Below are 13,686 nucleotides of genomic sequence, written 5' to 3' on the forward strand. Positions count from 1 at the left end.
CAGCTAGGCCGGTTCAGCCTAAGCCAGCGGCCCCTCGTACGCTGAACCACAAAGCCGGACAAATTAGTAGTTCCACGGATTCCGGCGGTGCTAACGTTGCTCAGCTAGCGCCATGCGGGAACGGGCGCTCGGGTACTTTTTTCAGCAACGCAAATGGCTACCGACGCGATGGAACAAGACTACGTCCTGATTGTGGAACCGAATCTCACCGGTCACCGCTGGCGATATGTCGAGTGGACCATGCAGGCCTGCGCGGAAGCCGGCTATCCGTGCATGCTCGTGACCGAGTGCGCCAACGAAGACCACCGGCTGGCGAGACAGATCACCGCCGCCAATCGCCCGGACCAGCAGATCGCTTTTGTCGATCCCGAGGAGCGACCCCGCGGCCTCATGCGTGATCCCAACGAATACTGGCGCTTCCATCGCTATTTCAAGCGCGTGCATACGATCATCAGCCGCATGCAGTCGATCCGCCTCGTGGTCGTGCCCTATGTCGATTACTTCTTCTATTCGCTGCCGTTTCTCGGCTCGCCTTTCGGCAAGACGCCTTGGATCGGCATCACGATGCGCTCGACTTTCCATCATCACAAGGTCGGCATCAAGGCCCCCGATCGTCCGGTCGTCAATGCGATCAAGGCGCTGCTCTTCAAGCGCGCGATCCGGACCACCGGCCTGCGCACGCTGCTGACGATCGATCCCACCTTGCCGGAATGGTCGGCGCGCAGTGCGCCGAAGCACAGCGCGGCCATCGCCTACGTGGCCGACCCGTTTCCCGATGAACACGCGGAAAACCCCGTGCTGGCCCGCGAGCGTCTGGGACTCGATCCCGAGCAGCGCTATCTGCTGGTGTACGGCGCGATCACGGAACGCAAGGGCATCTACGAACTGGTGCATGCGCTGACGCGTCTCGAGCATGCGCCTACGCTGATCGTCGCCGGCGAGCAGGATACGGGCACGCGCCATTTCATGCGCAATCATGTGCGCAGCCTCAAGCCCGCGCCGCTGGTGCTTGACGCCTTCATTTCCAACGATATGGAGCGCGACCTGTTCTCCGCGTGCGACGCGGTCTGGCTCGGCTATAAGGGACACTACGGCATGAGCGGTGTGCTGGTGCAGGCGTATCGTTTCGGCAAGCCCGTGATTGCGACGGAAGACGGTCTGATCGGCTGGTTCAGCCGGCGTTGCGAATTGGGGCCGATTCTGAGCGACCTGAGTTCCGCGTCAATCGGCCGCGCGATCACCGAGACCATGACCTCGTGGCCGCATGCGCCTCAAGCCACGCCGTCCGCGCGTGAAGACCTGCTGTCGCGGCATACGCTCGGGCAGTTCAAGCAGACCTTGCTGCAGCAGATGGCCTGATTCCGCGGCAGGCTTTTCAAAAACACGAGGCGTCCATCATTGCGATGGACGCCTCGTCACATGTGCGTCGCTTTCGTCACTGACACGGCGAAATCATGTCTTGAAGTACCGCGGAAGTGGCTGGAACTGACGCGAAGGCGCCAAACGGTACGCGCTGTATGCCGCGAATCGAGGCCAGTAGCAAATCAGGTACGCGAGCGGAATAAAAGAGGTGACGGTAGTGACGCTGACGGTGGCGCTGATAAACAGGAAAATCATCATGACGAAGCCGTCGCTCGCGGTAAATGCAATGACGGCGAAAACAACCAATGCGCTGAAGATCCCCAGTTCCGCTATCGTGCCGGGAAGACCACCAAACAGCGCACCGAGCGCCATGTCGTCCTGGATCAAACGGATATAGGGAAGGTACTTGTAGTGCGCCATCATGTCGGGTGCGCTGATGCCCGTGACGAGATCCTCCAGCCGCGCATCGAACACGAACGCGTAGCCGGCCAACCGGTGGGCAAATGTGTCCGAGTCGAAAAAATTGTTGGACGCAAGGTACACCGAGATCGCTGAAATCACCACATAGTAGCCAACCATGACCACCACGGGATGGAGCGAGCGCAATCTGTAACGGAAGGGATAGAGCGCGGCGAAAAGGAAAAGCACCATCGACGACTTCGAGAAGCTGATGAAGAGGCCGAAGAGATAAAGAGCAATAAGTTTTTTATTGGGTGAATCGCTGAAAAGATGCAGGACGAGAGACGCCACCAGCAACGACGAGAAGAACCCCGCCTCGCGCGAAAATCCCGAGACGCGAGTGAAGTAGAACACCTCGTAGAAGTTCGTGTTGGTCATCGTCGCATAGTCGCCCCAGATCAGTTTCGACAGATTCGTTGGTCCGAGCAGGAGCGAGAAATCACGATCGACGTAGTACATCGCGAATTGCACGGTTGCGAACAGGATGTTGATGACCATCCACGGATGAAGGTAGCTGATGCGGCGCTCTGTCGTGTACATCAGGTAGCCGATGCAGATGCCGATCGACAGGACCCGCACCGCCGCGGAAGGAGACGTCAACGCGCTTGCCATGACCGCGATCAGCAATGGACCGGCCCAGCGGCGCGCCGTACTGGCGAGGAAGCGGGAAAAATCCGGATCGAGAAACGGGATCACGAGATAGAAATAAAGGGTGATCCCGTTCACCTGCGGATTGAGAATCACGCAGGTAAAAAACATGTAGAACAGCACGGATACTAGTCTGGAGTACATTGTTTTCTCAATGCAGGAACGCGCGACAACCGGCGGCCGACCGGCCGGCGGCGATCACGATGCGCCATGCTGTTGCGGTGGCGGAGCACTCGCCGCGGCATAAGCCGCCGCATAGCCGTAGCTGCGTTTCTCGCTGCGCCGTCGCGGCATCGCATTGAATATCATGCCGATCAGACGTGCGCCGGCGCGATCGAGACCTTGCGCGGTGTCTTCCAGTTCTCGTTCGTTCTGGGCGCTCGGACGTACCACGAGCACCGTCGATCCGGCGAGAGAGGCGATCAGGTTTGCATCGCTCACCGCCAGCACCGGTGGCGTATCGACGATGATCACGTCATACAAATCGCCAAGACGGTCGAGTAGTTGTTGCATGCGAGGCGTCGAGAGCAATCGGGACGGATTGGACGGGTACCGCCCCGCAGCGATAAACGAAAGCCCATGAACGCCTGTGTTTCGAATTACGTGATCGACGTCGACCTGTCCAGCCAGAACTTCGGCGAGGCCACCCGCACCAGTCTGCTTCATGATGGCGGCCAACTGGCCGCGGCGCATATCGCCGTCGATCAGCAATACCCGTTTGCCGGCCTCCGCACTGAGGACGGCCAGATTTGACGAGATAAAGCTTTTTCCCGTGCCGGGCGTCGCGCCTGTCACGACAAGCACGTTATTCGGCGCGTCCTGAATCTGCCGTTGCAACGACGCGCGTATGCCCCGCAAAGCTTCAAGCGGCATGTCGTCGTACCCGTCAGTGGCGAGCAGGAAGCGGCCGCCGGCCAACACGGGGTCTTGCGGAGCAGAGCCGCTATAGGCCAATCTGGGCGGCGATCCGGTTATCCTTTCGGCCCCTGCTTGCTGTGCTCTACCCGAAAGGCCTTTCTTCGCCGGCTGCAAGTTCAAACTCTGCGCACGGTCCAGCCGGGCCTGCTCGTCACTGAACAATACGTGACCAAAGACAGGCAGGTTCAGATGGCGCTCGGCCACGATCGAGTTCTCAAACGCGGACGACCATAAGCGACGAACAAAGACGTACAGGAACGCCGCGATCAGTCCGCCGGCGGCACCCACGCCTATCACCAGCGGGCGCTTCGGTTTCACCGGGTCCACGGGCAACAGCGCGGTATCGATGATGTGCACGTTCCCAAGCGTCCCAGCCTGCGTCACCGCCAGTTCGTTGGATTTGTTGACCATCGCAACATAGATATCCTCGGCGACCTTGACGTTGCGCGTGAGGTCGGCCGACCGGCGCTCGGACGCCGGCAACTGGTCGAAGCGCGCTTCGAACGCGCTCTTGGCATTCTGAAGAAGTTCGAGCTGGCTATTGACGGTCTGCACGTCACGCGAGTTTGCTGCAAAGTGACTTTCAAGCGCCGCTTTTTGTACCTTGAGCATCGCGATCTGGCGATCGAACTCAATGCTGCCCTGGAGGTAGGACGCTGCTTCCGTACCCGCCTGCATCGAGCTCGACGCGGTTCTGTACTGGCTCAGTTCGGCCTCTGCTTGTGTCAGGTTGGCGTGAAGCTGCGGCAGCTCTCCAACGATAAAGTCACGGGTCGTGAGGGCCTCGGCGCGGTGCTGCGCGATATGAGAAGCGATATAGCCTTGGGCGATGCCGTTCGCAATGGCCCGAGCCAGTTCCGGATCGGTGTTTTCATAGATGATCTGCACGACGCCGGTGTCCTTACCCGACTCGCTGACTTTCAACTGACGCTGGAAACGTTCGATTGCCTTGACATCGCTAAAGCGCACGAGCGTGAATTCGGTTCCGGGGCGCGCGACGAGCCGATCCATCGTGAGCGCCACGCCGTTGGCCTGGGACAGCACGCCGGGTGCGCCCGTGAGCAGGGTCCGTCCTTTCGGATCGGTGAGACGGTAGTGGCCGCCAGCGAGAACGGTCAACGTCAGTGATTCGTCTTCGAGCCAGGCCGGAACAGTCAGTGAACCGACCGACGCTTCCTCTCCGCCCCATGCAAAGGAACCCAAACCGATGGGCGCCGGCATCGGCTCACCTGGCGTGGCGAATTGACGGGTGATCGCTCCGATAACGGGGATGATATTCGGCGTAATTGAGGTGTCCTGCTTGAATTTCTTGATCACCGGGGCAATCACGCTCCGGCTTTGGATGATCTGAATCTCCGCCTCGGTAGGCAGCGTGGGCGGGACGACCTGCTCCTGTGCCTTCGATGCTTCACCGAGGGCATTGGGCTGAGGAAAATCAACCTTGACCAACGCATCCGCGGAATAGACGGGGGTTGCTGCGAATGCATACAGCGCGGCCAGTCCTGTGACCAGCGCGGCAATGCCAATGATCAACCACGCGTTGTCCACGATCAGCCGTGCTAGTTCGCCGGCGGAAAATGCATCCACGTTGTTTCGTAGTACAACCGGCGGAGTACGGGAAACACTCGAATTCATACGACGAACTCCTTGTTGGTTGGAACCAGAGTGAGCCACTGGCCGGGAAATCCTCTTCCCGAACCCGCCTCGCAGGTCGAAAGGCGCATCAGATTGGATCAGGGATCCGTCACGCTTGCGTGAGGATCAAGGGGTCGTTTGGTGGCAGGGGTGGCGCGGTCGGGTCTCGCCTGACAGATTGCGGCGCCGCAGCGACATCGTCTGTGCTGTAACGCACACGACTCCAAAATCGCGCCGCACGGGGGGCGGACCAAAAGAAACAGCCCGCGGCTTGCAGAAAGCGCGCGGGCTGCGGAGGGGAAAGCTTGCTGCGCCGGGACGTGGCGCGATGGACCGGGTTAAACCGGATTGGCGGCAACGAAATTCTTGAAGGCCGCGTAGGACGGGTTCTTCGTGACGCCGTTTGCCTGTATGAGGCCGAAGTCCGGATCGATCAGGCAATACATCTGGACGGACTGAATGTTGTATTGATCCTTGAGCGATCGATACTCCGTCAGCGCCTCGGTTACATAGCTAGCCTGTTGCGCCGGCGTAACCTGGCTACCCTGCCAGCCCCATTCCGTCAACCAGATCGGCAGGTTAAAGGAGTCCTTCAGAACTTGCAGGACATTCAGGCAGGCGTTGTTTCGCCATCCACAAATGATATCGCCTGAACTCTGGTACCAGTGGTACGTCGTGTAGTCCCAGCGGACCTGCGTTGCACCTGAAACGCCGTTAGCCGAGCCATTAGGCGTGATGCCGCTCCACAGCATCTGCAAGGCGCGATAGGCAAGCGGGACACCCACATTGACGCCGCACTGGATCGTCGGGTCGATCGCCTTCACACCGTCGATCATGCCCCGGATGACGCCGCGGAATGCCGGCCAGATCGCGGGACTATAGTTGTTCGTGTTGCTACCGTCACCGTTCGTGATCAGGCCATTCGAGTCGAGTTCGTTACCGCACTCGATGTACTTGACGAGGCCCTTCAACGGCTTGGCGATCGAGGATCCCAGGTTGTAGCCCAACGTGTACGCGGCCGATTCCGAACCGTTCTGGTTATAGGCAGTCGACCAGACATTGATACAGGGCATGATGGTTACGCCGCTGCCGGCAAACGCACCGGTCAATGCATTGGCCACTGTTTGAGCCATGCCGGCGTCTGCCACGTCGACGCGATAGGTCGTGACGCCGAGATCCTTGAGCAACGCCAGCTGGGCGGCTGCCGACATGGTGTGGTAGATGCCGTCGGGCCACGCAAGGTGGCCATTCATGCCGTAGAACAGTGAACCCGAAGTCGACCCGGAAGTCGCCCGGGTGACGTTGACCGTGATGGTCTGGGTGGTCTTGGTACCGCCAGCTTGTCCCGCCGCAACGGAAAATGCGACCACATCGATCTGGTGCGAACCCACGGTCAATTTAGTCGTATCGACCTGGATGGAAAATTTGCCGCTGCTCGGTGTCGTGTCGGCGCCGATCTTGGCGACGGTCGCGTGGTCGTAAACGGCCACGTTGCGCCAGGTGGTGCCGGCTGTGCCGGTCACCGTGATGGTACCGGAGATAGTCGCGTTGGCCGCAGGGGTCGTCACGGTGAAACCGTTCGAGCCGGCCTTGTTGGCCACACTCGCGTCGTTGGCTACCGCCGCAGGCGAATCGCCGCTTCCGCCGCCACCGCACGCGGAAAGTGCAATCGACCCGGCACCCGCGACGAGACCGGCGAGGAACTTCCTTCGAGGGACGGATTCAGCAGGAACCAGAGAAGGGACGGACAGTGGAAGATGTTGCTGATTTTTCGGTCGGTTAGGTAAGGTCATGAGTACAACTTACGCAGTTCGGTTGGGGATCGCAGTATATGTGCCCGCCTTTTTCGTATGTTGTAACTGGATGTAAAAACGCAGCGATAAGGCGAACTATCTCCAGACTTATGTGAAGAAGCAAATATCCGCATTACGCGTATCGAAAAAGAGAACATATGTGCGCCGCCGCACATACGGACTGTTGTGCCCGCGCACCTATAAAAAAATTATTTACCTATTAATTAGGGGTTTTCATTACTTAGTTTTTGTGCTGTCGGCGGGGTGCCAAGCGAGATCGCGCTTTGTTTCCGGCTAACCCGTCCCTATAAAAAATCGAATAGCGCGGCGATTTATTCATACGAATATCTATGTCATCTCTATATTTTGTCTGATGAATAGAATAGTGAATATATGGCATCAAAAAGAGGCCGACCCTTAAATCATTAAAGGGCGGTCTATATGTTCGCCATAGAAAATCTTTAGGCGTACTTTCTTCGAAGCCGATTTCGCATTTCGCTTGTAAGAGTTTGAGTTTTCGTAAGACATTTAATTTATTCTCCATACAAATACGACTGCCCTTCGCGCAGAGTGCCTGTACGGCGGAACGACGCCAAGCGCGGCGGCGAATGCTTTGAAAGTTCGATTTCGTACTGACGAGCGGCCCGGCGCACCCTATCCTGGTTCAGCTTGCCGCTAAAGAATGCGGAGCTCCGCATTGCCTCCAGGTGCGTGCAGTCACCTGCCTCTTTGCTCGTCAAACCGACTGAGCCATTTTCATAAGCGATTCAACGAGGATTGATCCGATGCCGACGATTCATCGCCGCCGCAGCCTATTCAGATCACGCATATTCGGGCGCGCTACACTTTCCGTAGTAGTGTTTCTCGCTTTCTCAAGCGGCTCATACGCGCAGGTGAAGCTGCAACTGGCCAACTCGCCGGGCTCGCAAGTCACGCTGACAAGCGGAAAGAAGACACTCCAGTTCAAGGTCGTCCCGCAGGACAATTTGCGCGCAGCGAAAATAACGGTCGGCGTTTATTCCTATGACAGCGACGGCAACGCGGCGCCCACTCCGCTCGCTTCGTACGAGAAAAACATCGGCAGCATGCAGGGCGGTAAGGCGATCGACGTCGACGTAGCGATCCCGCGTTCGGGTCTATTCCGCATCGACGCAACCTTGAAATCGCCGGATGGGAAAGCGCTCGGCAAGACAACGAGCACGCTGGCTGTCGTCACGAAACGCGACGAGGTAGGGCCTTCCGACTTCGGGGTCGGCACGCACTTCGCCCAACACGTCACACCCTCAGCTTCGGTGCTGTTGCCGCTTGTCAAGCAGGCTGGGTTCTCGTGGATTCGGGACGACCTCTATTGGGCGGCAATCGAGAAAGAACCCGGCAAGTTCAAATTTCCCAAGAGCTACGACGACTATCTTGCCTTATGCAAGCAGCTCGGCATTTCGCCTTTGGTCGTTCTCGGCGAGGGCAACGAGGGTGCCTATCCGACACTCTTCCCGAAGTCGAACTTTCCCTTCTCACCCGAGGCCCGTGCGCGCTTCGCGGATTACGTCGACGCCGTGGTTGCCCGCTACGGTGACGACGCTGTGACTGCTCCCTACGGCGGAACAGTTAAACATTGGGAGGTGTGGAATGAGCCGGACTTCAGCAAGATCAGCTACGCCGCCTATCTTTCCCTGCTATGGGAAACGTTCGGCGCCGTTAAGGATGTCAATCCCGATGCATCGGTCATTTCCTGCGGCGGTGGCGGCTCGGGTGGCGGCCCCGGCGGCGACTGTCTTGTCGGGCTGCTCAAGGAAGGAGGGCTAAACGACCAGACCGGATTTAGCGTCCACCCCTATATGTCGCCCAATACGCCAGAAAAAGGTTATAAAACCGAAGGCGCCCCAATCGACTCCGTGAGCATTCCGACGGTGTGGCCCTACCTGAAGGACTTTACTGCCGACCGTGTGAAAGCAGACGGCCGACCTCTACAAGTTTGGGTGACGGAGTTTGGCTGGCCTGTGAATCCTAAAGAGCCGGGGCAAGATGAGGCCACGCAGGCGGCCAATCTGGTGCGCAGCTATTTGCTATCGCGACGCTATGGCACGGTTCGCGTCATGTTCTGGTATGACTTTGTCGACGACGGCACCGACCTCAACAACATCGAACATAATTTTGGTTTGCTGCATCACGACCTGACACCCAAACCCGCATTCGTCGCGGCGTCCGTGTTGAGCAGCACAGTCGGCAAGCGTAACTGGGCAAAGGCGCTCGTCGACGAGGAGAACGTCAAAGCGTATCAATACGGAACCGATGATCCCGTTATCGTCGGCTGGACCGTCGACGGCAAGCAGCGTGTTGCATCAGTAAACCTGCCGCCCGGAAAATATACTCTGCGCGACTGGCAAGGTGTGGACACGCCTGTCACGATTCCCGCGCAGAACTTCCAATGGCGAGTGGGGCCAATTCCCCGTTACCTTATGCCAGACCGACGGTAGCGTCCGCGCGTACCCGGATCGCTACGGCGCCACCGGGGGAGCGAGGCAACCCTGCCGCATGCTTGCGTACTCAGGACAACTGGCCACCCGCAGCAGCGGCGGGCACTTCCTCGCGCACCGAACTGCTGCGCTTTTCGGGGAACAGCGCATTGCGCATCAGCAGGAACGGATACTCGATGGCACGCGTGGTCACATAGCCGATCGCAATCGCGATCGCAAACTGCGCCGTGAGCGCGACGACCCAAATAAGGCTTGGCGCCAGACCCAGCGCGGTCGCTTTCCGAATCAGCATGTCGCCGGGCGCAAGCGCGAGCGAATGCCACAAGTAAATACCGTACGAATAGAGGCCGATCCACGCCACGCCGCGATAGATCCATGCCGTACGCATTGATCCGGAGTATTCGAGCACCAGCACGATCAGCGCGGCAAATCCAAGCGCCTGAATCGTGTAGCCGATGCTTTCGTCCAGCGCGAGGTTCGTGGTGGCGAATGCGAGCCATGCGCAGAGCAGGACGACGCTGAAGATCAGCAGCCATTTGCGCTTCGCCAACTGATGGTAGACGCCGGGCTTCATCCAGTAGATCGCGGAAAGAATCACGCCCACCAGCAAGCTGTCGATACGATATTGCGTGTAAGCAAACGCCCCGTCGAGGTTGCCGCCCGACACGGCGAAGCAGCGCGCCGTGAGCACCACCGCGCAGATGCCGGTAAGCACGCTGACGATCGTCCACGCGCCGAGACGCCAGCGCGCGAACACCAGCAGAAGCGCTGGCAACACCAGATAAAAGTGTTCTTCGACCGCCAGACTCCAGGTCTGCGTAATCGATGTGCCCAGATAGTTCTGCAGGTGGGTCAGGTTCTGGAACAGGAAGGTATTCCACGGGTGGCGTCCGGCCAGCACATGGAAGACGATCAGCACGTAATACGCGGGCCAGATACGGAAAATCCGGCGGATGATAAAGCGCCGTGCGTCGATATGGCCGGTTTCGGCGTACTGTCGAAGCAGCAGGCCGCCCACCAGAAAGCCGCTCAAAGTGAAGAACAGGTTCACGCCTTCGCGGCCGAAATTCTTCAGCGGGTACTCAATAATCTGGATGAGGTAATTGCCGGTATGAACAGCATGAAAGTGAAAGCCCATCACCGCGATGATCGCGATGCCGCGGACGAAGTCGAGCTCGATCGCCCGTCCGGCTTTTGCGGGTCCCGCCCCGCCGAATAACTTCATGTTGTACTCCCTGTCGACCAGAGTTGGCGCTTTAGCGCTTACTCTGGTCCCATGCAAAGCGGTCGACCAGAGTTGGCGCTTTAGCGCCTACTCTGGTCCCATGCAAAGCGGTCGACCAGAGTTAACGCCCCAGCGTCTACCCCGGTCCCATGCAAGATTGCGCTCGTCTCTCGCGGGCCCGTGTCCCTTTTTGCATCTTCGGTGTCGGCAAGCGTGCGTGCGCGCCAACTTCAAGGCATTGGCCGACAACCTGCGCAAGTGTGCGCGCGTCTTGCAGAGCTTACGCTTGCCGCGGCCGCCAGAACCCAGGCAATGATCGACGAATGCGGTCCAGCCCACTAACAGGCGTGCAGATTCCTTCAAAATAACCCGATGCGAGACCGTCCACTGTAGACCGACGGCGAAACGACGGCGACGGGGAGGAATCGTTAATGCGCCACCAGTATGCAACCCCCTGGATATGGTTTTTTCTGCTGCCGCTTGCGTTCGACTATAAGGCGACCGACGCGAATACGGGTCACTTCGCGCAGTTCATCTTCGTCCTGCCGGCGATCGCCGCAGGGATTGCCCTCCTTCTCATCGCGCCGCGCTTTCACGAGCGCTCGCGGCTGCGCTCGGTCGTCACGTGGAGCATGATCCTATGCGTGTTCGGCAGCATCGTCGCGCAACTGGTTCAGGATAACGACACCGGCAACTATTTGCGAACGCTGCTGCCGTTCATCCTCTTCATGCTGGGCTATCTCGTGGCGTGCCGCCCGTGGAGCGAATTCCGCATCGCCCAGTTCGAAAAAGCCCTGTTCGTCGCCAACGTCATCAGCCTCGTGTTCACCATGGTCTACGGCATGGCGACGGGCGGCGATCTCGACGACGTGCGCTTCCGTATCCTCTCCGTGACGTTGCTGGGTTTGCAAGGTGTGTTGCTCCACGAATTCGTCGTGGCCAAGCGTTTTTCGTTCTTTACCGTGTCGATCTTCGCGCTGAGCGTCGTCATCGAATTGCTGAGCGTGACGCGCAGCGTGATGGTCGGCACGGTGCTGCTGTTCCTGATCGCCATGGGATTGAGCGCGCCGTCGATCCGGCATATCTGGCGCGCAATGAGCCGCACCATGATCATCGGCGCCGTGCTTGCAGGCATGGCCGGCGTGGCGGCCCTGACTTTCCCGACCGTCGCCGAGCACTGGACGCAGCGCATTTTCTTCTCCGAGGAAACCCGCTCCGGCAAGGATCCGACCACGATCACGCGTCTCGCGGAAATGCGCGACCAATACGATCAGGTGACCGCACAGCCGGAGACGCTATTGTTCGGCGAAGGCTACGGCCACTACTATCGCTACTCGCCGGTCTATCTGCCGGACCTCGCCGGCCAGATCAGCGAGAAGGACTTTTACGCGATCAACGAATGGGCCGCGGGCCACAACTTCTGGGTCTATCAGTTCTTCGCGGGCGGCCTGCTGTTCGGCATCGGGATGCCGTTGGCCACGCTCGCCGCGCTGGCGATCTGCTTCTTCTCGTATCGCTACTGGCGCTCCGTCGTGCCCGACGCGCCCATGCTGCCGGTGCTGGGGCGCGCCATCATGCTGTTTGCCGCGTTGCCGGCCACGTCGATCGGCGGCAATCCGCTCGGGCCGCGTTTTTCGGGCTTGATTTTCGGCGTCGCGCTCGGCTTGATGATCGCCACTCACGCGCGTTTGCAGCGCGCGTTGCCGGCGCGCGCGCGGCGCTTCCGCAGGCCGCCTGACGTGCGCCCGGAAGCGATGCCCGAGTTGCCTGGCCGGATCCAGCCGGGCATGGGCCGGGCCGACCTCACGTCCACACTCGGCGTGTCGCGCACGCCCGGCTCCTCGTCCGACACCGGCCAGTTCGGCGCGCTCGTCCCACATACGCCGCCCAGGCATCGCTCCAACCGACCGAATATCGCCCGATGAAAATTCTCCACCTGCTTGCAAGCGTCGACCCACGCGCCGGCGGCCCCGTTGAAGGCGTCCGCCGCAGCGGCATGGCGATGCGCGAGGCCGGACATCAGATCGAAGTGGCGACCTGCGATGCCCCCAGCGACGCCTATCTTGCGGCCTTCCCCTTTCCGGTCCACGTCTTCGGCCCGACCAAGGGCCGCTACAGCTTCAGCGAACGCCTCGCGCCATGGCTCGCCGCCAACGCAAAGCGCTTCGACGCGGTGATCGTCCACGGCTTGTGGCAATACCACGGCTTCGCGGCATGGAAAGCGCTGCACAAGAGCGAGGTGCCGTATTACGTGTATGTGCACGGCATGCTGGACCCGTGGTTCAAAGAGGCCTATCCGCTCAAGCATCTGAAGAAGTGGCTGTACTGGCCGTGGGCCGAATATCGCGTGTTGCGCGACGCGCGCGCCGTCATCTTCACGACCGAGGAAGAACGCACGCGGGCGCGCCAGTCGTTCTGGCTGTACCGTGCGCATGAACGGATCGTGCCGTTCGGCACGGCGGTGCCGCAACTGGAAGCCGCGCCGCTGCGCGAAACGTTCCTCAAATTCATACCGAGCCTGCGTGGCAAACGCATCGTGCTGTTTCTCGGCCGCGTGCATGCGAAGAAAGGTTGCGATCTGCTGATCGGCGCATTCGCGCGCGTAGCCAGCCGCGATCCGACGCTGCACCTCGTGATCGCCGGTCCGGACGAAACCGGCTGGGCCTCGACGCTGCGCACCCAGGCGCAGGCGGCCGGCATCGCGCATCGCGTGAGCCTGCCGGGCATGTTGCAAGGCGAACTCAAGTGGGGCGCTTTTCATGCGAGCGACGTGTTCGTTCTGCCGTCGCATCAGGAGAATTTCGGCGTGGCGGTGGCCGAGGCGCTCGGCTGCGGACTGCCGGCGCTGATCTCCGACAAGGTCAACGTGTGGCGCGAAATCGAAGCGGATGGCGCCGGACTGGTGGCTGCGGACACCGTCGATGGTACGGAAAAGAATCTCGTGCGCTGGCTCGAACTGGACGACGCGGCTCGCGAGGCGATGCGCGCGCAGGCGACCCGTACATTCAATGCGCGCTTCCGTGTCGAAACGATGGTCAGCGCGCTGACCGCGCTTCTTGAGACCAAGGGCGGCCACGACGACGCGCGTGAAAACGACAACACCCTCACCACACTGCGCGAAGCGACCCAGCAAAGCCGCTGACGCGTGCCGCCGGCGATCAACGGCGGCTTC

General features: G+C 60.0%; 8 protein-coding genes. 4 read left to right on the forward strand and 4 right to left on the reverse strand.

What is annotated here, in order from left to right; translation table 11 throughout:
- Positions 1–153: 153 nt before the first annotated feature.
- A complete protein-coding gene (locus PQR32_RS09700; protein WP_408225015.1) occupies positions 154–1,359 on the forward strand; it encodes a glycosyltransferase in 1,206 nt (401 codons plus the stop codon).
- A 93-nt stretch (positions 1,360–1,452) separates the two neighbouring features.
- Here PQR32_RS09700 and PQR32_RS09705 read toward each other — a convergent pair whose 3' ends face one another.
- From PQR32_RS09705 to PQR32_RS09715, 3 genes are all read right to left on the reverse strand, one after another.
- Positions 1,453–2,613, reverse strand: a complete 1,161-nt coding sequence (locus PQR32_RS09705) for a hypothetical protein (RefSeq protein ID WP_408225018.1) — start codon at positions 2,611–2,613, stop codon at positions 1,453–1,455.
- 54 nt (positions 2,614–2,667) lie between these two features.
- A complete protein-coding gene (locus PQR32_RS09710) occupies positions 2,668–5,022 on the reverse strand; it encodes a polysaccharide biosynthesis tyrosine autokinase (protein WP_408225021.1) in 2,355 nt (784 codons plus the stop codon).
- A gap of 338 nt (positions 5,023–5,360) precedes the next feature.
- A complete protein-coding gene (locus PQR32_RS09715) occupies positions 5,361–6,815 on the reverse strand; it encodes a glycosyl hydrolase (RefSeq protein ID WP_408225024.1) in 1,455 nt (484 codons plus the stop codon).
- Positions 6,816–7,600: 785 nt separating this feature from the next.
- Here PQR32_RS09715 and PQR32_RS09720 point away from each other — a divergent pair.
- Entirely contained in the window at positions 7,601–9,289 is a 1,689-nt protein-coding gene (locus PQR32_RS09720) for a glycoside hydrolase 5 family protein (RefSeq protein WP_408225027.1), read from the forward strand.
- A gap of 70 nt (positions 9,290–9,359) precedes the next feature.
- On the opposite strand, the gene PQR32_RS09725 is transcribed toward PQR32_RS09720, so the two are convergent.
- Complete coding sequence (locus tag PQR32_RS09725; protein WP_408225030.1) at positions 9,360–10,514, reverse strand: acyltransferase family protein; 1,155 nt, start codon at positions 10,512–10,514, stop codon at positions 9,360–9,362.
- Between the two features lie 431 nt (positions 10,515–10,945).
- Between PQR32_RS09725 and PQR32_RS09730 the strand changes: the two genes are divergently transcribed.
- Both PQR32_RS09730 and PQR32_RS09735 read left to right on the forward strand, forming a co-directional pair.
- Entirely contained in the window at positions 10,946–12,439 is a 1,494-nt protein-coding gene (locus PQR32_RS09730) for an O-antigen ligase family protein (RefSeq protein ID WP_408225033.1), read from the forward strand.
- Entirely contained in the window at positions 12,436–13,656 is a 1,221-nt protein-coding gene (locus tag PQR32_RS09735; RefSeq protein ID WP_408225036.1) for a glycosyltransferase, read from the forward strand. Before PQR32_RS09730 ends, PQR32_RS09735 begins: the two co-directional genes overlap by 4 nt.
- Positions 13,657–13,686 lie beyond the last annotated feature (30 nt).

Origin of the sequence: Paraburkholderia dipogonis, from assembly GCF_046027395.1 — a bacterium.
Lineage (GTDB): Bacteria > Pseudomonadota > Gammaproteobacteria > Burkholderiales > Burkholderiaceae > Paraburkholderia > Paraburkholderia dipogonis_A.